This is a genomic window from Pleomorphochaeta naphthae (genome assembly GCF_055396005.1).
In genome coordinates this window covers 1,254,796-1,275,095 of record NZ_AP042457.1, presented here as the reverse complement: position 1 = coordinate 1,275,095, position 20,300 = coordinate 1,254,796, and the positions used below count along the sequence as shown (strand labels likewise).

21 protein-coding genes are annotated in these 20,300 nt (G+C 29.1%); 10 read left to right on the top strand and 11 right to left on the bottom strand.

Features of this window, described 5'->3' with window-relative positions:
- Positions 1-5 precede the first annotated feature (5 nt).
- The 5 genes from ACZ5SO_RS05845 to ACZ5SO_RS05825 form a co-directional block, all read right to left on the bottom strand.
- Positions 6-980: an alpha/beta fold hydrolase gene (locus ACZ5SO_RS05845; RefSeq protein WP_464627427.1), complete on the bottom strand. Its 975-nt coding sequence runs from the start codon at positions 978-980 to the stop codon at positions 6-8.
- A complete protein-coding gene (locus ACZ5SO_RS05840) occupies positions 980-2,470 on the bottom strand; it encodes a DUF4127 family protein (RefSeq protein WP_464627426.1) in 1,491 nt (496 codons plus the stop codon). The genes ACZ5SO_RS05845 and ACZ5SO_RS05840 overlap by 1 nt, the downstream gene beginning before the upstream one ends.
- Positions 2,471-2,510: 40 nt before the next feature.
- Entirely contained in the window at positions 2,511-3,350 is an 840-nt protein-coding gene (locus ACZ5SO_RS05835) for a carbohydrate ABC transporter permease (protein ID WP_464627425.1), read from the bottom strand.
- A complete protein-coding gene (locus ACZ5SO_RS05830; protein WP_464627424.1) occupies positions 3,350-4,231 on the bottom strand; it encodes a carbohydrate ABC transporter permease in 882 nt (293 codons plus the stop codon). Before ACZ5SO_RS05830 ends, ACZ5SO_RS05835 begins: the two co-directional genes overlap by 1 nt.
- A gap of 70 nt (positions 4,232-4,301) precedes the next feature.
- Entirely contained in the window at positions 4,302-5,579 is a 1,278-nt protein-coding gene (locus tag ACZ5SO_RS05825) for an ABC transporter substrate-binding protein (RefSeq protein WP_464627423.1), read from the bottom strand.
- 127 nt (positions 5,580-5,706) lie between these two features.
- On the opposite strand from ACZ5SO_RS05825, the gene ACZ5SO_RS05820 reads away from it, so the two are divergent.
- The 6 genes from ACZ5SO_RS05820 (at position 5,707) to ACZ5SO_RS05795 (ending at position 12,145) form a co-directional block, all read left to right on the top strand.
- Positions 5,707-6,012: a transposase gene (locus ACZ5SO_RS05820; RefSeq protein ID WP_464623952.1), complete on the top strand. Its 306-nt coding sequence runs from the start codon at positions 5,707-5,709 to the stop codon at positions 6,010-6,012.
- The gene (locus tag ACZ5SO_RS05815) at positions 5,973-6,941 is read left to right on the top strand and encodes an IS3 family transposase (RefSeq protein WP_464627830.1); all 969 of its coding nucleotides are present in this window, start codon (positions 5,973-5,975) and stop codon (positions 6,939-6,941) included. The genes ACZ5SO_RS05820 and ACZ5SO_RS05815 overlap by 40 nt, the downstream gene beginning before the upstream one ends.
- 293 nt (positions 6,942-7,234) lie before the next feature.
- The gene (locus tag ACZ5SO_RS05810; protein ID WP_464627421.1) at positions 7,235-8,254 is read left to right on the top strand and encodes a LacI family DNA-binding transcriptional regulator; all 1,020 of its coding nucleotides are present in this window, start codon (positions 7,235-7,237) and stop codon (positions 8,252-8,254) included.
- Between the two features lie 6 nt (positions 8,255-8,260).
- On the top strand, positions 8,261-9,709 hold the full coding sequence (locus ACZ5SO_RS05805) for an FAD-dependent oxidoreductase (RefSeq protein WP_464627419.1): 1,449 nt from the start codon (positions 8,261-8,263) through the stop codon (positions 9,707-9,709).
- Between the two features lie 380 nt (positions 9,710-10,089).
- The gene (locus tag ACZ5SO_RS05800) at positions 10,090-10,995 is read left to right on the top strand and encodes a ribokinase (protein WP_464627417.1); all 906 of its coding nucleotides are present in this window, start codon (positions 10,090-10,092) and stop codon (positions 10,993-10,995) included.
- 142 nt (positions 10,996-11,137) lie between these two features.
- Positions 11,138-12,145, top strand: coding sequence for a LacI family DNA-binding transcriptional regulator (locus tag ACZ5SO_RS05795; protein WP_464627416.1), 1,008 nt, complete (start codon positions 11,138-11,140; stop codon positions 12,143-12,145).
- Between the two features lie 163 nt (positions 12,146-12,308).
- On the opposite strand, the gene ACZ5SO_RS05790 is transcribed toward ACZ5SO_RS05795, so the two are convergent.
- The 5 genes from ACZ5SO_RS05790 to ACZ5SO_RS05770 form a co-directional block, all read right to left on the bottom strand.
- Positions 12,309-12,842 (bottom strand): permease, encoded by a 534-nt coding sequence (locus ACZ5SO_RS05790; RefSeq protein WP_464627415.1) that lies wholly within the window; start codon positions 12,840-12,842, stop codon positions 12,309-12,311.
- Positions 12,843-12,846: 4 nt separating this feature from the next.
- On the bottom strand, positions 12,847-13,329 hold the full coding sequence (locus ACZ5SO_RS05785) for a permease (RefSeq protein WP_464627414.1): 483 nt from the start codon (positions 13,327-13,329) through the stop codon (positions 12,847-12,849).
- 290 nt (positions 13,330-13,619) lie between these two features.
- The gene (locus tag ACZ5SO_RS05780) at positions 13,620-14,804 is read right to left on the bottom strand and encodes a permease (protein WP_464627412.1); all 1,185 of its coding nucleotides are present in this window, start codon (positions 14,802-14,804) and stop codon (positions 13,620-13,622) included.
- A 2-nt stretch (positions 14,805-14,806) separates the two neighbouring features.
- Entirely contained in the window at positions 14,807-15,172 is a 366-nt protein-coding gene (locus ACZ5SO_RS05775) for a putative zinc-binding protein (protein WP_464627411.1), read from the bottom strand.
- A gap of 1 nt (position 15,173) precedes the next feature.
- The gene (locus ACZ5SO_RS05770) at positions 15,174-15,413 is read right to left on the bottom strand and encodes a thioredoxin family protein (RefSeq protein ID WP_464627410.1); all 240 of its coding nucleotides are present in this window, start codon (positions 15,411-15,413) and stop codon (positions 15,174-15,176) included.
- Positions 15,414-15,532: 119 nt separating this feature from the next.
- Here ACZ5SO_RS05770 and ACZ5SO_RS05765 point away from each other — a divergent pair, with 119 nt between their 5' ends.
- A complete protein-coding gene (locus ACZ5SO_RS05765; RefSeq protein ID WP_464627409.1) occupies positions 15,533-15,901 on the top strand; it encodes an ArsR/SmtB family transcription factor in 369 nt (122 codons plus the stop codon).
- Here ACZ5SO_RS05765 and ACZ5SO_RS05760 read toward each other — a convergent pair.
- Positions 15,898-16,665, bottom strand: a complete 768-nt coding sequence (locus ACZ5SO_RS05760) for a GntR family transcriptional regulator (RefSeq protein ID WP_464627407.1) — start codon at positions 16,663-16,665, stop codon at positions 15,898-15,900. The genes ACZ5SO_RS05765 and ACZ5SO_RS05760 overlap by 4 nt on opposite strands.
- A 493-nt stretch (positions 16,666-17,158) precedes the next feature.
- Here ACZ5SO_RS05760 and ACZ5SO_RS05755 point away from each other — a divergent pair, with 493 nt between their 5' ends.
- From ACZ5SO_RS05755 to ACZ5SO_RS05745, 3 genes are read left to right on the top strand one after another with little or no spacing between them, the layout of a single operon-like run.
- On the top strand, positions 17,159-18,550 hold the full coding sequence (locus tag ACZ5SO_RS05755; protein ID WP_464627405.1) for an ABC transporter substrate-binding protein: 1,392 nt from the start codon (positions 17,159-17,161) through the stop codon (positions 18,548-18,550).
- A 59-nt stretch (positions 18,551-18,609) separates the two neighbouring features.
- On the top strand, positions 18,610-19,479 hold the full coding sequence (locus ACZ5SO_RS05750; RefSeq protein WP_464627404.1) for a carbohydrate ABC transporter permease: 870 nt from the start codon (positions 18,610-18,612) through the stop codon (positions 19,477-19,479).
- Positions 19,479-20,300 carry a carbohydrate ABC transporter permease gene (locus ACZ5SO_RS05745; RefSeq protein ID WP_464627402.1) on the top strand — a complete coding sequence of 274 codons (822 nt, stop codon included), beginning with the start codon at positions 19,479-19,481 and terminating at the stop codon, positions 20,298-20,300. The genes ACZ5SO_RS05750 and ACZ5SO_RS05745 overlap by 1 nt, the downstream gene beginning before the upstream one ends.

The following is a 20,300-nucleotide window of genomic DNA, read 5'->3' as shown; positions in this document are numbered from 1 at the left end:
TTTTCCTATAAATTATTCCTAAAAAATTGGAAGATTTCATCGTTTAAATTTAAAAGAGCTTCATGATCAAAGTCATGAAATAAATTCAACTCTTTTTCACATTTTAATCTGTTATATATAGCAAATTGAGTTGAAGGAGGGCAGGTAGTATCCTTTAACCCACTTGTAAACAATACCTTAGCCTTAATTTTTTCCGCCATATTTTTAACATCAATATAACCAAGAATGTTAAAAAATTCATTTTCTTTTTTATGATGAGGATCAAAATTTCTAAAAAACTCATTAATACCTTCATAAGCATCATGTGCTAAATCAAGATCCCAAACTCTTTGATAATCACTAAGGTATGGATAAACTGGGGCTGCGCATTTAATTTGTGGAACTAGGGATGCTAGTGCAATGGTGAGACCACCACCTTGGCTATAACCTGTAACTCCTATTCTATTTTGATCAATATTTTCAAATGTTGTAATGATTTTATATAATGTGTAACAATCTAAAAAGATATCTCTATAATATAAATTTTGATAATTTCCATTTAAAGCATCAACAACACCGCGAGTTAAAAACGAAGTAGAATAATTGCAACTGCCTGCAAAATAATCTTCACTGCTTCCACTTTGGCCTCTACAATCCATAGCGAACACACTATATCCTTCACTTACAAAGGGAAGTAGGCTTGTCCATTCACCAGCGTTACCACCTAGACCATGAAATTTTATAATACAAGGATGAATATTTTTATCTTTAGGTACTAACATCTTTGTATGAACTTTTACATTTTTTGTAGAAGTAAAATATAGGTCATAACAGTTAGCAATTTGGCTTACAAAATCAGCTTTTTTGATTTCTACATTTAGTTGCACTTTATCTCTTTCAAATAAAGCTTCTTTCCAAAAATCATCAAAATCATCTGGTTTTGGATTTGTTCCAAAATAAGTTTTTAATTGGTCTGTGTTCAAGTCAAAAGGAATTTGCATTAATTTTTATCTCCAAGTTCTATATCAATTTCAAACAATCTAAACCAAGGAAAATTTATTGATTTGATTGTAAAAGGTAATTTATTATAATACATTTTTAAATTATCTGTTAATTCTTTTTTTATTTTATTTTTAATTAAATTGTCATTATTATTGATATATCCTGTAGTAACTTGTATATTTTGATTTTTTAATTTTTTATAATATTTTTTTCTAATTATGCTTTGGTACACACAATCATCAGCTATTCTATAAAAAAATAGTTTATCACGACTATATTTATTTCCATAAAGATATTGCATTATCCCTGAAGAAATAGCAGTCCCGATCGTGTTCCCTGAAGTGTTCCATGCGGCATAAGAGAGCATATTGTCATTAATTTCATTAGCGAATAGGGATTTAACGAAAGATAAATCTGAGCCATTTGCAAAAGCTACATCACAAATTATAAAAGGTTTATTTAATTTTATTAGCTTTTTAAAAGCGATATCATTATAAATATATGGTTTCTGAGACCAAGAATCACACATTTTTTGATTGCTTGTATGTACAAATAAAATAATATTAGCTTTCATAATATCAGGCTCATAAATAGCAGAGGAAACTGTAATTTGATATTTTATACTATCTATTAAAGCCATTCCTTCATATTTTGGTATCAAATTTTGATCTTCTTTTCTATCAAACATAATTGAGATAGAAGGTTTTGTTGTTAAAGGTCTCAAAATACAACGACAAAGCAAAGCTGAACCAACTTCATCTGCTCCTGGATAAGTTATAACTTTATCTTCGATTTTATTTTCTTTTAGAAAAGAAAAAATAATTTTTTTGTCTTGTGGTCCATACCCAAATTCTGAGGAATCGTCTTGAGGAATAACAAAATAATCAATAATTTTGTCTTTCAATAGCAAAGCACAGTTAATAATAATTTCTCTGTTTTTTCTTCTTCTATTTTCATAATCTTGGATTATTTCTCTTGGAATTAATTTAGTTGTTTGATTTAAGATATTATTTTCTTCTTCAGATAAAAATGATTTTTCTTTTTTATCGAGAAAATATCCTCGTTTATAAATGTACTCACCAAATTCTTGGTAATAATTTGGTTCTTCTTCGCTGCTTGAATATGAAGGGGTTCTCATAACTAAAGCAAATATGAAAATGTTAATTTGTTTTATTTTTTTTACTTTAATTATAAGATTAGTAAATTTATTTAATCTTTTTTTTAGAATTGAAAGATCAGTTGAATGAATACGACTAGGTAAAAGTCCTCCATAAATCAGCATTTCTAATGAGATAACAGCAGCATCGCAGTGATAAATATTCTCTTCAAGCCAATCATAAATTAGTTTTAAATTAGCCGGATTTTTTTTGTTTCCCATATATTCATTAGGTATCTTAATTAATTCTATTTTATTATCTTTTATGATATTCATTTCTGGGAATTTATAATTGCAAGGCCTCTCATCTAGAGGCATATATAATATTTTCATAGTTTATCCTTACTAAGTTTTAGATGTAAAAACTGTTTTGTTATCCTTTTACTGCTGATGCAATGCCACCATCTATAAAGTTCTTTTGGTTTAAAATAAAGAAAATCATAACAGGAATAACAGCGAGTAGTGCACCAGAGGCAATTAGTCGCCAATCGTTTGTGAAAGTACCTTGTAGTTTTTGAACACCAAGAGGTACAGTATACAAGCTTTGGGAATCTAAAACTAATAAAGGCCATAAAAAATCACTCCACATATTAATAAATGTGAATATGGCTAAAGCAGATAATGTTGGTTTTATAATAGGTACAACAATAAATCTTAGTACAGTTAGAGATGATGCTCCGTCCATAAAAGCTGACTCTTCTAAAGATATCGGTACGGTAATCATTGCTTGCCTAATTAAAAATACTCCAAAAGCTGTGACTGCATTTGGTAAGATTACCGCAGCTAGACTATTTTTAAGCCCTAAATGTACTATAGTCACAAAGTTTGGAATCATTGTTAATTGTATAGGTATCATCATTGTTGATAATATTGCAAAAAAGATTATTTCCTTTCCTTTAAATTTCATTCTAGCTAGTGGATAAGCAGCAGTAACCGCTAATAGTAAATTTAAGATTACACAAAATGCTACTACTATTGATGAATTAATATAATATCTTAACATAGGAATGGTTTTAAAAACTTTAATAAAATTAGTAAAAGTTATATGTTCAGGTATGAATTTAGGAGGCATACTAAAAATATTTTCATTTGGACTTTTTAATGCAGTAGAGAGCAACCATAAAAAAGGGATAATAGATACAATAGATACTAAGATCATAAGAATATATTTTATAATTATTTTTGAGATTTTTTTTGATTTATGATTAGACATTATGCAACCCCTTTATAAGTTTTTTCACTATTTTTCATACTAATAAAGCTAAAAATAAATAACAGAATAAAAAGAACAACTCCTATAGCACTTGCATAGCCAAATTTAAGTTTATCAAAGGCAGTATCATATATTTCATAGACCAATGTTCTAGTTGAGTTAAAAGGTCCACCTGCAGTCATAACATAGATTTCATCAAATACTTTCATAGCCGCCATAGAGGACATTATTGCTACTACAGCCATTGTCGGTGCTAATAAAGGAATGGTTATTTTAATTAATTGTCTGAAAGGCGTTGCACCATCTATAGTTGCGGCTTCATATAGTTCTTTGTTTATACTTTGTAATCCAGCTAAATACAAAACCATGTAATACCCTATTCCTTTCCAAATAGTTACTACCATAATTGAATAAAGAGCTGTATTTGGATTTGTTAAATAAGAAATTGGTTCTTTCATGATATGAAGTATATCAACTAAAAAAAAGTTTAAGATACCATTTTCCATATACATCCACTTCCAAATAATTCCAGCGACTACCATACTTGTTACTACTGGAAAATAGTATATGGTTCGAAAAATTGTTACGCCTTTTAATGATCTATCATTTACTAAAACTGCGATTAACAAGGGTAAGATAATTAGAATAGGTACAACAGTTATAAAATACTTTAGAGTATTAGAAAGAGCTCTGTAAAAAGAGGTACTAAGAAAAAGGTTTTTATAATTATCTAGACCAATCCACTTAGGAGGAGATAGTAGATTGAAATCAGTGAAGCTATATTGTATTGCTCTAGCTAAAGGATAAAATACAAATATAATAAGAATAACCAATGTCGGAAAAAGGTATATATAAGGGGCAAGTTTGTTCTTGGATTTCATTACTATTTTCTCCTAATTTTATAAATTAGATGGCAAAGTATGCCATCTAATTGTAATCTTCTATTATTCTTTAGTTTGTAAGTAAAGAATTAGCTTGATCTTCTGCTGCTTGTAAAAGAGTGCTAGGATCTCCATTTCCAGTTGCAGCTTTAGCAAAAGCTTCAATAAATGCATCACGTATCTCAGTCCAATTTTGCATTGGAGGGAAAATCATTGAACCTCTGGCAACTTCTTTTGCACTCATAATTCTAGCTTCAGTAGCAGCTGTTCCATCAGAAACTGAGAAGAAATCATCTTTTAAAGAAGCCTTAGTCGAAGGAACAATAGCTCCAGCAGCTTTGGCAAATTCAACTTGATTGCTATTATTAGTTAAGAACTTTGCAAAGTCTAAAGCTTCTTCAAGCACTTTCGAACTCTTGGGAACTACAATATTCATAACAGCGATATTTGATTTACCATTTTTGCCAATGATTTGAGGAGCAACACCTGTTTCATCATATATTTCTTGTGAATTATCTTTTATCATTCTAGCATGAGAAGTTCCTCCAAAGAACATAGCTAATTCTCCTGTGCTATATAATTGAATAGCTTCGCCAGTACCTGATTTAGATGTAATTGTTTCACTAGGAATTAATTTTTCATCTAACATTTTCTTGTAGTATTTACTTGCTGCAATTACTTCAGGAGTATTAAAATTAGCTCTAGTATAATCGTCGTTAAACAATCTTATTCCCATTCTTTCTAATTCTTCCATAATAAATTGATCTTGGAAAAAAGTCATATATCCATAAGCTCCGGTTTTATCATGAATTTTTTTTGCATAAGTATATAATTCATCGAAAGTTGTTGGGTATGAGTTTTCATCTAGCCCTGCTTGTCTGAAAATAGATTTGTTATAATAAATCATATTAGAAGTAATGTACCAAGGAAGAGCAAAAACTTTATCATCATAAGTGCTTGCCTTCCAACATCCTTCAAAATAGTCATCTTTTACATCAGCAGCTTTCTCATTCATGTTAACTAATAAATCATTTTGTGCTAATTTTTGTGAAAAAGGTAAATTTAAATTAATTACATCAGGTAAAGTGTTACTTGTAGCTGCTGTTAGAACTCTAGTTTCTGTATCTCCCCATGGAACATCAATCCAGGTTACTTCTACAGTTGGATTTTGAGATTCAAAATCTTCAATAACACCATTTATATAGTCATCAAAAGTTGGAGATAGTGACATTGTCCAGAATGTTACCTCTTTCTTTTGATCTAAATCTTTTTCATTTGCTCCTTGTGCAAATAAACCAGTAGTTACTAAAACAAAAATAGTAACTATAAAAGCAAGACTTTTTTTCATAATATTCTCCTCTTTTTGTTTTCTAATATTTTTATTAGAAAAGTATACTGAGACGAGTTACTAGACAACAGAAAAATAATTTCACGAATCCTTGTTAGTTTATTCCCAAAGGAATAATATATTAATTATGGGTAGAAAAAGAAGGACAATTAGCAAAGACACAAAATTAAAGGTTGCATTAGAAGCAATACAAGAGGAAGCTACAGTACAAGAAATTGCAGCAAAATATCAAGTTACACCAAGTATGGTTTCATTGTGGAAAAAAAGTTTATTACGGCATGATTTATCTCCTTTTGAAGAATCAAAGAAAAATACAAAAACTGAAAAAGAATTAGAAGAAGCAAAAGATAAAATAGAGTTCATTACCAAAGCTTATGGTAAATCTCAGCTTGAATTAGAGCTTTTAAAAAAAAAGATGAATTTATTGGATTAGATCTTTGCGAACTTATTACTCCAGGTCTTAAATATTTTTCATTTGGACATACTATTGAATGTTCAATAAGTAAGCAATGTAATATATTAGATATAAGTAGAAGTCATTATTATGATTGGTTAAATCATCATATAGAAAGAGAAATAAAATATAGAGAAGAGAGAAAAATTGATTATGAAAGAGCAATGATTATACTTAAAGCTTGGTCCCCAGTTCCATTTTTAGGATATAGAAAAATATCTGTTATATTAATAAAAAAAGGATATAAGTGGGCAACAGAGAGCATTGTAAGGCGTTTAATGAAGGAATTAGGGATATATAGTGCTATAGCAGTAAAGAATACTTCTAGAGCTAAAAAAGGTAAAAATCATAAGAAATACCCTTATCTGTTGAGAAACATGGTTATCCAATATGTAAATCAAGTATGGGCTACAGATATTACTTATATAGCATTACCCCATGGATTTGTTTACCTTTGTGCAATAATAGATCTTTACAGTCGTAAAATACTTTCATGGAAATTAAGTAATACAATGGACGTATATTTTTGCATTGAATGTTTAGAAAAATCCATAGAAATTTATGGAGTACCATCAATTTTTAATAGTGACCAAGGTAGCCAATTTACCTCAAATGAATTCCTTGCAGTATTAAAAAGAGAACATATTAGAATTAGTATGGATTCTGTTGGTCAAGCAATGGATAATATATATATGGAGAGAACTTGGAGAACTCTAAAATATGAACATATTTTTCTTCATGATTACTCTACCATGAGTGAATTGGAAGAAGGATTGGATTGGTTTATTAATTATTTTAATATTACAAGGCCACACCAATCGTTGGGATATTATGCACCAAATGAAATTTATTACAATGCATTTACTGGTGCAGCGAAAAAAGAGGAAAAACTACTGAAATATTCGTGAAATATTTTAGAAAGTGTCTTGATTCGCATCTCACTATAAAGTGATTTAATTTGATCAAAAAAAAATAATTTTTATTTTTGCATCAACGTTATACCAATTATATTAAGTTATTTTTTATATTTGTCAAGTTGTTTTTATTGAAAGATTATAAAATAGTTTTAAATTGCAGATAATTACTGAAAATAGGTGAGTTATTAATTTATACAAAAAACTTTGACATTTTAATTATTTTCTATTAATATGTAAAATACATAGATTCATCGATGAGTCAATTCAGTGAAAAAGGTTAGCCTATGGAAAAACAAACTACATTAAAAGATATAGCTAAAGTTGTTGGAGTTAGTCCAAGGACAGTGTCCTCTGCACTAAGTGGAACTGGAAGAGTTTCTCAAGCAATGAGAATTAAAATTCAAAGTGTAGCTAAAGAGATGAATTACAAACCAAATTTACAAGCAAGGGGTTTGGTACAAAATAAATCATTTCTAATTGGTACAGTGTTTCCTTATTTAAATGTAAGTTTCTTTAATGAAATCATAAGTGGAATAGAAGAAAAAGCATCTGAAAATGATTATGATATACTTTTAGGAAATGCAAATTTGCAAACAAAAAAAGATGGAAGAATTGCAATAGAGAGAATGATAAGAAGAAATGTGGATGGTCTTATATGCTCTCCAGATTATAGGGAAGTAAATTTGTTTAAAGAGTTATTAGATAAAAATATTCCAACTATTCAAGTAATGACTAATATTGACGGTTTAGATTTACCTTTTATTGGAGTTGATAATAAATATGGTGGTAAGAGGGCAACAGAACATTTGATTTCTCTTGGTCACAATAAAATTGGTTTTATTGGCACAAATCGTAATCACTATAGTGAAATTGAAGATAGAAATAACGGGTATATGCAAGCTTTAGTTGAAAACGGTATTAAACTTGACATCGAAAAATATACTGTTAAAGCTAATCAAACAATTGAAGGTGGGTATGAAGCTACAATAACCTTATTAAAAAAAGCACCTAAAGTGACTTCTATTTTTGCTTCTACGGATTATGCGGCTATCGGTGCTATTAGGGCTTTATTAGAATGTGGAAAAAGAATACCTGAAGATGTTTCAGTAGTTGGGTTTGATGACATTGATTTTGCTTCAAATCAAATTGTGTATCAATTAACAACAGTTGCACAGCCTAAAAGAAAAATTGGTTTATTAGCTTTTGAAATGTTTTTAGATCTCTTAGCTGGAAAAAAAGTTGATGATATAATTCTCAAACCTGAATTGGTTATTAGAAATACAACTCATAAAATAAATAAGTAAGGCGTTATGAAAAATATTGAATATGATTTAATAATTATAGGATCATCTCTATCTGCAACCTGTTCTGCAATTGAAGCGAGTAGATGTAATTTAAAAGTAGCTCTTGTTGATGAAAATATTTCATTTGGCGGTATGATTACTGATGCAGGTGTTTCTGCTTTTGATGGTAATAATCAGATAGCTGGTGTAATTTTTAGGGAATTTAGACAACGATTAAGAGAATATTATAAAACTGATGAATTAGATACAGGTTGGGTTTCAAATACTTTATTTGAGCCTGAAGTCGGTCAAAAAATTTTAGAATCTATGATAGATAATAGATTTGTTGATTTATATCTATCATCTAAAGCGATAAAAATATATAAAAAATCTATTTCTCCTTTAGTTATAGAAAGAGTAGAATTTCAATTTGAAGATGAAATTATTTCAATTAAAAGTAAATATTTTATTCTATCAGATGAATTTGGAGACGTTTTAGAAAAATTAAACATAAAAAATCATTACGGATTAGAGCAAGATATGGATGCTCCTTACACACTTTCTCACCCACAAGACTTTACATATACCGCAATACTCCAGTTTGATAATACTCTTAAAGTAGTTGATGATAGACCTAGTTGGGCATTTGAGGGAGAATTTAAGGGTATTCTTAAAGGTCAACAATTTACATTAACTGAAATGTTAGAGTATGGACTTATCCCGAATAATAAAATAATGTTAAATTGGCCTATTCAAGGTAATGATTATTATGGTAATTATTTTGAACAAGATAGGAAGATTTTGTTTCAAAAAGCTAAAGAAAAAACCATGAGACTAGTAAAAAATATACAATCAAGTATTGATCCTTCTTGCAATTTAAAATTATCAGAAACTAGTTATCCTAAATCAAAAGATTATCTTCCCTATATTCCTTACATTAGGGAAAGTCGAAGAATTTATGGCAAGGAGACTTTAACTTTAACCGATTTGATAAGTGATAAAATTTTCAAAAATGCTATTGCAGTAGGAGATTATCCTTTAGATCATCATAGAGATTTAGATAAATCTTACAAAAAAATTGATTTTCCTCAAATACATCCTTTTTCTATTCCTTTTGGGTGTTTAATTCCTTTAAATACTAAAAATATTTTGGTAGTAGAAAAGTCTATTTCAGTTTCTTCCATAGTAAATGGAACTACTAGATTACAACCTGTTGTTATGCAATTAGGTCAAGTTGCAGCTTTGGCAATTTACTTAGCAAAAAAACAGAATATTGATATTGAAGAATTAGATATTGAACAATTACAAGATTTAATTTTAGATAAAAATGGTTACTTGTTTCCAACACATGATATTTCACCTGATGATATAACTTTCAAGGATGTTCAACGAAGCATAAAAAAAGGAAATATAAAGTTGGATTATTATAGTGAAGGATGGGTAAATAAAGCTAGATGTTTAATCAATTATAAATAAAATGCTATTTTATTAACAGAATTCTTTTCTGAATTTACTAACTTTTTTATTTAAATATTGATATACATGATTTTAATCTATAATACAATATCAAAGAATTACTAAAAACAAATTTCAACAACAGTAGGTATATCAGCCTTATATCTAAAACGTATTATCACTATAAAAAATTCTTGACAATTAGTAGCAGTATGTTAACATAAAACAATGAATTAAACGTTTACGTAATCGATTAATTGATTATGTTAAAGACAAGAAATAATAGCTTACCCACATAGATTTAACATTCAACTGTAGTATTGAATTTTACAGGATAAGAATTTAAGAATAGGAGTCTGGGAAAAGACTCCCTAACTTAAGGCTGAAAAGGATAATAGATTATGAAGATATTAAATTTTGGATCTATAAATATTGATTATGTTTATAAAGTAGATCACTTTGTTCAAGCAGGGGAGACAGAGAGCTCAATTAGCAGACAGATTTTCCCTGGTGGAAAAGGATTAAATCAATCAGTAGCTCTAGCAAGGGCAAATGCAAATGTTTATCATGCAGGAAATGTTGGCAAAAGTGATGGACAATTTTTGAAACAACTAATGAAAGATTCGAATGTAAATGTAGAGTTTGTAAGAGAAGTTGATGGTGCTACAGGACATACTATTATCCAGGTAAATAAAAAAGGAAATAATTGTATCCTCCTTTATCCAGGTGCTAATAATATGCAAGATGATGCTTATGTAAAAAGCGTTATTAGTAACTTTGATAAAGGGGACTATTTAATTTTGCAAAATGAAATAAATAATATCCCATTAATTATGGAATTAGCACATGAAAAACAAATGATTATTTGTCTAAATCCCTCTCCATATAATGAGAAAATATCTAAATTAAATTTAGAATATGTTGATTATTTTCTCTTAAATGAAATTGAAGCTGCAACTATGGCTGAAATTAGTGAAGTTGATACAAACAAATTGATAAACAATTTAAGAGCTAAATATCCTCATGCAAAATTTATATTAACACTAGGTAGTGAAGGTGTTATATATTTTGATAAAGATAATATATTCAAGCATGGAATCTATGATGTTGAAGTTGTTGATACAACAGCAGCTGGAGATACTTTTACAGGCTTTTTTATATCTTCAATAGCTAATGGAATTTCTATTGAAGAAGCCTTAAGAAGAGCTTCAGTAGCCTCATCTATTGCAGTATCAAAAAATGGAGCAGCTGTTTCTATTCCTGAATTAAAAACTGTTTTAGATAGCAAATTAAGATTGGTACTATAATTTAATTGATATAAACTAGATGAATAATTTTTTACTAGCAAAAGTTTTTATAACTGTTTACTATTAAGAATATATTATATTTTATGATTATATTTTATTAATTTATTTTATAATTATAAAATAATGGAGCAAGATTATATATATGAATACATTAAAAGATGTAGCAAAACTTGCTGGAGTGTCTACTGCTACAGTTTCACATGTTATAAATGGCACAAGGTTTGTTAGCGAAGAATTACAACAAAAAGTAAACAATGCAATGGCTGAATTAGATTACCGACCTAATATGATGGCTCGTGCTCTAAAAATGGGATTTCAAAAAACGATTGGGATAATAGTTCCAGATTGTACAAACCCCTTCTTTGCTGAAATTTCTAGGTCTATAGATAGGTATTGCTTTAGCAAAGGATACAATATTATTTTATGTAATACAGATAATAATCTTGAACAACAATCTTCATATACGAATATGCTCATATCAAAGCATATTGATGGAGTTATTTTTATTTCATCTGATAATACAGATGAAGATATAAATAAGTTTTTAAAAAATTCTATTCCGGTTGTAATAGCAGATAGAATTGGAAAAAACAATAATGTAGATAGTATAATTGTAAATAACGAAAAAGGCGGTTATCAAGCAACTAAATATTTAATAAATCATGGATTTACAAAAATAGGTTGTATAAGTGGTCCATCTTTTATATCTTCAAGTTCACAGAGGGTTTTAGGTTACAAAAGGGCATTAAAAGAGGCTAATATTGAAATTAGAGATGATTTTATTTCTGTGGGAGACTTTCATTTTGCTGGAGGTATAGCAGCTGTTGATAATTTTTTGAAATTAGATGATAAAATAGAAGCTGTATTTGCAACAAACGATATGATGGCCTTAGGCTTTATAAATGCTTTGAAGAATGTCGGCTTAAATGTACCAAATGATATCTCAGTAGTAGGCTATGACAATATACAATTAGCACAATTTATGACTCCTAAATTAACTACAGTATCGCAACCACTTGAAGATGTTGCAAAAACCGCTACAGATCTTTTATTAGATAAAATTAAGAATAGAAAAACTTATAATAGTTCAAAATTAATTACATTAGATCCACAATTAATAGAAAGAGAATCATGTATTTATAAAAAATAGTTTTTACAACAAAATACAATTTGAAATATTTTAAACATGATAATAAAAATCTAGAACAACTTTGAGAATATTAGCCATTGCCCATCAAGGCAATTAGCAAAATTTACTAATAAGAATTTGATAAGCAATGGATTTATTTAATTAGTTTAAATATATAACAATATTAATTTTGTTCATTCATTTCATAAATTGCTTTTTCTTCATCTTTAGAAATAAAGAGGGAGAGAATATGGGCTATTATAATAACTCCTGGAATATCAATTAATAATCTTGTAAGTGCAAATTTATATCCTAAAGCAGAGATTTCGAATAAAAGCATTGGGATTTTAGTTGTAGACCAAGCCCCTATGAAAATCAGAATATTTCTAAATTTAACACCTTTTTTCATAAAAACAGCAGCAACAGGAAAAGCTCCATATAAAGGGCCTGCCGCAGCTGAACCAAGTATAATTGATAAAATTACACCTTTCAGGCCGGAATTATCACCCATATATTTTACCATTGTTTCTTTTGGAACCCAAATATCTAAAAGGCCCAATAACACAAAAATAGGTGGAATAACTAGTAACATCTCTTTTAATTGAGTTTCAGTCATAATAGCTATTGATTTTCCAAATTCAATGTTAAAAGAAGAATATATAATAAGGACAATCAAAAAGATTAAAGAAAATTTATATTTTTTTATAAAAGTTTTCATATCATTAAGCTCCTAAGCCAATCAAATAAGCAACAACAAAAGAAAATAAAAATGCTAAAACATTTCTATAAACAGAAAGCTTTTTCCCAAAATATTTAATTTCTACAGGGAATGTTACAATTCCGACCATCATTAATGTAGAAATAAAAGCAGCGATTTGCATATAACCTGCACCACCCTGTAATAGCATATTAGCAGTTGGAAAAGCTACAAAACCAGGAATAAGGGTAATAGCACCTACAATAGCTGAAATTAAAACACCCCACCAGCCAGAATCTTCACCAATTAATTTAAGAATCATTTCTTGATCCATTATTGTAAGTAATACACTTACTATTAAAATTACAACTAAAAACTGAGGAAGAATATTCTCAAACGATTTCCAAGCCTTACGAAGTGCTTTTTTCGTTTTTTTCCTATCCTTTATAAATGATATAATCAATAAAGAACTTGTAGCTATATATAAAAGTAAATTCAAAATTATCACTCCTTGAATATTAGAATTTATTGAAATTAAAAATATTAATTTATTATATTATTAAAAATGATTAATAATAAAGATTTTTGTCCTTTTGAAACTGGAATTATAAACATATAATTGTTAATGTAAAATAGATTGTATGACAAAATCATATAACTTTTTAAAGAAAATATTTTATTATTATCAACAATATAAAGCTTGTTAAAATTAAGCAGCAGCAAATTAGCTACTGCTCAATATATTTTGACATGATACATATAAATTAGCAAGCTTAGGATAAATAAATTATCATAATGTTAAACAATAGTACCAAATACCCAACCTGCTAGAGTAGAAAATACTACTACTAATAATACATAGACCGAGGTTTTTTTAATTCCTAATTCACCACCGATAACTAACATTGAAGGAAGAGATAAGGATGGACCAGCTAATAGTAAGGCTAAAGCGGGACCTTGTCCCATTCCTGAACCCAAAAGCCCTTGGACAATTGGAATTTCTGTTAAAGTTGCAAAATACATAAATGCACCTGAAATAGAAGCAAAGAAGTTAGCGAAAAGTGAATTACCACCTACTAGAGAAGAAACCCAAGAAGAGGGGATTAAAGCTTCATGATTAGGTCTACCTAGTAAAAATCCAGCAATTAAAACACCCCCGAATAATAAAGGTAATATTTGTAAGCTAAATTCTCTAGTTGCACCTCCCCATTCTACTAAATCATCTTTTGTAAACCATTTAATTAGAGAGAAAATTAATAAGATAGCGAAGATAGCTGAAATTACATATTTAAGTCTATATATAGAATCCCATACAGCACTAGCACCGCTTGATGGAGCCCAGTTAATGAATACTAAGATTCCAATCATTGAAATCATAAAAGTTACCATTTGGCCTAGACTTCTAGCTTCAGGACCGCTAATATTTTGAAACAATCTCTCGTCAGCTAAACGTTTTTCATCTTCTTTATAAAATATCTTTTCCATAATTAGGCCAATAATAAAGGCGAAAACTATAGAAACAATCATTCTAGTTAAACCGAGCTGCCATCCAAAAACTTTATATGATAAAACTATAGCTAAAATATTAATAGCAGGACCAGAGTATAGAAATGATACAGCAGGTCCTAAGCCAGCTCCTTTTTTATAAATACCTTTAAAAAGAGGTAATACTGTACAAGAGCAAACGGCTAATATAGCTCCGGATACAGAAGCTACAGAGTAAGCAACTAATTTATTGGCTTTAGGACCAAGATATTTCATAACAGCTTGTTGATTTAAGAAAACAACAATAGCTCCTGCAATAAACATTGCAGGAACAACACATAGAAGTACATGTTGGTGAGCATAGTCAGCAAGCATTAAGAAGGCTTCTTGTATAGCATTAGCTACTCTTTCATTTGTAAAAGGAATGAAAAAAATAGTTAAAAAAACAGCAATAACAATTAATAATTTTTTATTTTGTGATAGTTCTTTATGTGCCATAATTAAACTAAGCCCCCAATTTTTTTAGATACATTATCAACAATCTCATCAGTAATTTTAGTTTTACCTTTTTCTACACCAAAATCTGTAGTAATAAAATGTTCAAAAGGAATTTTTTTGCTTTCAAAAATTTTCTTACCACAAGAGGCAGGACAACCATCAATAATAATATTTTTGTCTGAGGACATTGCAGAAACTTTAAAACCGGAAATATCAGCACCTAGTGCTGCTAAACAAGTCATTGAACCAATATTTTGTGCAGAAAGCTTTCTAGCAACTTTATCAGCTAATTCCCCAGTATTAGCAGCACCAGAGCAAGAGTAAATAAGAGTGGTATTTTTATTGCCACAAGAACAACTACAACTCATTTTATTTTCCACCTTTAATATAATCAGAAATTTGATCTGGTGTTAAAACTTTTCCAACTGTTTTAACATCACCGTCGATTGCAAAAGCTGGTGTCATCATGACTCCCATTTCCATCATCTTGTCAATGTCAGTAATTTTTTCTACTGAAGCCTCAACACCTAGTTTATCAATAGCTATTTTTGCATTTGCTTCTAAAGCTTTACATTTAGGGCAACCTGTACCAAGAATTTGAATAATCATAAAACATCTCCTTATATTTTCCATTATTGGAAACTTTGATGTTTCCATTATTGGAAAATAAGAAAGTTTTGTCAATATAAAAACTTGACAAAGTTTCCAAAAGATGAAATATTCAAATCATGACTAATGAAAAAAAAGAAGAATTAGATAATTTAGCAAAGCTGTTGAAAGTCCTTGGACACCCCATGAGGCTTGCTATGGTTGAAGAATTAAAGGTTAGACCTTGGTGTGTATGTGAACTTGCAACAAAATTAAATTTAAACAATCCAACTGCTTCAAAGCATCTTTCTTTATTAAAAAGTGTCAATATTATAACAATGGAGAGAAATGGAACTCAAGTAATTTGTACTTTAGTAATGCCTTGTGTAATTGAGATGATCCATTGTGCAAATAAGGCAGTTGATGGAGAAATTAATTTACAAAAAGATAAAGTAGAAGATAAATCTACTTTACCAAGTTGTAATAATAAATGTTCACTTAATAATTAAAGTTGTTTTTCATTTCTTAAAGAAACAGTCTGAAATTTAATCTTATCTCCAATCCAAATAGTTTTTGAATATTCTAAAGGATTATTATTTTCTAAATATGAAATACTAGAAATAATTAAGCAAGGTGTTGTAAATTTAATATTTAACTCAGTCATTTCGGCAGGAGTTAAAATTGAAGATTCAATGGTATTGTTAATTTTGTTAGGGTTGTAATTATAACGAGTAGATAAGGTTAAGCTAAGCCTATTATTAATAAGACCTTCTTCTAAAATATTTGGAACTTTTTCTAAAGAAAGCCAGGAATTATTAATACCAACAGCTAAAGTTTGATTATAAAAAACTCTTTTTATATAGCAAAGAGGAGAGTCCTCTTTTATATTTAAGGCCTTATTTATCTGTGGGATAGGATTAACTTGTTTTAATTCAATGATTTTTGGAGTAAAAATTACTTTGTTAGTACTTTCATCTCCTTCATAATAAGTCTTGTTAAAGCCAGGTAATTGAAGAGTTTGGAATATAGGGTGGGGATTACCACACAAAACAGAACCATAGCCTTTAATTTTTTTTATAATCCCATCTTTTTCTAATTCAGATAAAGCTTGCCTAAGAGTAACTCTACTTACATTATACATTTGAGCTAATGTATTTTCAGATGGAATCTTCTCATTAATTTTATATCCTTGATTTATTAAATAAGTTTTAATATCAGTTGCAATTTGATAATAAAGTGGTATTGGTGAGAATCTGTTTATGTTTCTTTTCATTTTAATCTCTTCTCTTTTAGTTAACTTGTATACATGTACATATAAGATATACATATCATATAATTGCTTGTAAGTAAAGGAAAAAAATACTAAATATTTATTAAGCTAAAATAAAATAGTGCATAAGGCTGTTAAAGTTAAAGCATAGAATGAACTATAAATTTAAAGTAAAAAAATAAATATTATGGTTTTATAAAATAAAAACATAAAAAAAACTTTTAAAAAAGTAAATGAGTAAATTGTAAAAATTAATTGATGTTTTTACTGTATATATGAATTTTATTATCAAATTTCCCTAAAAAAGATAATGTATAAAAATACAATATTGTTATAATAAATCATCTATTATTCACTTAATTAACAAGAACCTGTACAGTTTAATAAATAAATATTCATAAAATGTATAAAAATTAAAGAAAACTAATTGACAAATTGTCTACTTGTGTTAATATGTATACAAGTTTGTATAAGAAGTACAAGATAGGAGTGAAAAATGAAAAAGAGTTTAGTTGTTCTATTTTCAGCAATGATGGTAGCTAGTCTATCATCATTTGCTTCAGGGGAAAAAGAAAGTAGTAAGGAACAGATAACAATGTGGTTCTGGGGTGCTGCTCCAGAATATCGTGAAGCATTAGATGAGGCTTTGGTTCAACCTTATAACCAATCCCAAGATAGTTATGAATTAGTTATAAGTTATGATAATGCAGTTGATAATAATATAGCAACAGCATTAGCAGCTGATGGAGGAAATGCTCCCGATATTATTTATGGATCAGGACCTGCATTTGTATCTCAATACGCTCAAGCTGATAAATTGGCTAATTTAACACCATATTCAGAAAAATATGGATGGGAAGATAGAATTTTAACACCAATTTATGAAGCTGGAAAAGTAAATGGTAATTTATACAGTCTCCCAGGTGGAACAATAACCATGGGAGTTTTTTACAATAAAACAGTATTAGATGAACTAAGAGCAAAAGATTCTTCCTTACCTTCAACCGATCCAAAAACATTAAACGAAATTGAAATGTTTATGGATGCAGCATTAGCTAATGGATATTATGCTTCAGTAACAGGAAATAAAGGTTGGAAACCTGTAAATGAAAACTATTCAACAATCTTTATCAATGCTATAGCAGGCCCATCTAATGTTTATGAAGCTTTAAAAGGTGAAAAAGATTGGACAGATGATGAGTTTGTTAATGCAATAGAAAAATCAGCAAGTTGGTATAAAAAAGGATATTTAGGTGGAAGAATTCAAAACGGAAAATTAGTTATAGATTATCCAAACCTAAACTTTGATGAATCATGTCAATTACTTTCAAGTGGAAAAGCTGCATTCTTTGTAGGACCATCAATGGCTTTCCAATTTATGAAACCATATTTCCAAGGTGAAAAATCTAGTGAATTAGGCTTTACAGTTTTCCCAATGGGAGACGGAATTGATACACAAAGTTATGTACTAGGAACAGTAAATTCATTCTCAATTTGGGAAGGAAGTGACAAAAAAGATGAAGCTGCAAAAATTATAGATATGATGATGACATCTAGTTTCGCTGAAACATTAGCAAACGTATGGCCAGGATATTGGGCTTTGCCACTTAAAGAGTTTAACCCAAATACAGAAGGATTTAGTGATTTATCTAAAGAATTTGTAAAAACAGTACAAGCTATGTACACAGCAACTAACGAAGGAAATTTTGGAATCCATATTTCAACATTCTTCCCACCATTAACTCAGTCAGTCTTAGTTGATATCGATAGAGTTTGGTTAGACGATTTAGATGCTAGTGAATATTTAACTCTTGTACAGCAAGAATTTAATAAAGATGTAGAGAAAGGCTCAGTTCCTAATATACCTCAACCAAATAGTGTACAATAATAATTAATTATCAACCTTGGATTTTTCCAAGGTTGATAAGTTAAAGGGGCCTTAATTAGATGTCATTAAACAAGAAAAACATTTTCGATTACATATTTGTTTTACCCGGATTATTATTAAGTGTATCAATAATATTAATTCCTGGGGTATTAACAATATTTTATGGTTTTACAGACTGGAATGGAGTTTCCTCTGATTTTAATTTTATAGGATTAAATAATTTTAGAGAAATCTTCAGCGATGATATATTTTGGAGAGCTTTTACCAATAATATAAAATGGACAATTATGTTTGTAACAATCCCAGTATTTATAGGGCTAGTAAGTTCATTTTTTCTATTATATGCAAAAAAAACTTTTAAAGTATATCAAGCAATATACATATTGCCATACATATTAGCACCAGTTACAAATGCTTTATTATGGTTAAATATTATTTTTAATCCTGTATCAGGCTTAATTGGTTTTTTAAATGAACATGGCCTTAGTATAGGAGCTCCACTAGGAAATGTGAGTAGTGCACTTTATGCAGTAGCTGGCGTTGATATGTGGCATTATTGGGGTTTTTTGACTGTTGTTTATTTTGCTTCCTTAAGACAGACTCCAATAGATCAAATAGAAGCTGGAGAATTAGAGGGTTGTAATTTATGGCAACTATTTAGATATGTATATTATCCAAATATTTTACCAACTTTAAAACTTATGTTTATCATGATTATCATATTTAGTTTTATGACATTTGACTATGTCTATTTATTAACAGGTGGAGGACCTGCTAGGGCAACTGAAGTATTAAGTACGTATGCTAACTCATTCTTTACGACCTTCCAAACAGGAAAGGCTGCTGCAGTTGCTTTTATAATGTCATTATTTGGTCTCTTATCAGCGTCAATTTATGTAAGACTTAGTAGAAGTGAGGAGTTAGAATAATGGATAAGAAAAGAAAGTTTAATTGGTATCAAATTATATTGGTACTATTAGCTATAATATCAATAGCTCCTTTTTATTTAGTGATTGTAAATAGTTTTAAATCTCATGTAGATATAGTTGCAAATCCAATTAATTTACCAACTTCGTTGTCATTAAAAAACTTTAAAACAGCATGGAAGTGGGGCTCTTTTGCAACAGGTTTTATAAACAGTGTTAAATTAAGTGGAACTGCAGTAATAGTAATATTATTTTGTTCATCAACTATGGCTTATGTTTTAGCAAAGAAAAGAATTAAAATCGTTCCAGCCTTAATTGTATATTTTATGGTTGCAATGACAATCCCAATTCAACTATTTATGTTCACATTATATTCAGTTGTTTCAAAACTACATTTGCTTGGTAACTTATATGTTGTTGGTGTACTACATGCCGCACTATATATGCCAACTGCAGTATTTTTGATGAGAACATATTTTTTAAAAATACCTAAAGAGTTAGAAGAGTCAGCTAGAATAGATGGAGCATCCTCTTGGCAAGTTTTATATAAGATAATGCTACCAATAGTAAGTCCAGGATTAATTACAGTAGCAATTATAGTTGGTTTGATGAGTTGGAATGAATATCTACTTACAGCAACCTTCCTTCAAACTAAAAATAGAAATGCAACATTAGGATATCTCTCAATGAATGGTACATTTACCCAAGACATGGGAACAATGATGGCCGGAGCTTTAATATTAATCCTCCCCATAATTATTTTCTTTATAGTAGTTCAAAACAAATTTATTGATGGAATGGTAGCTGGAGCAGTTAAAGGATAA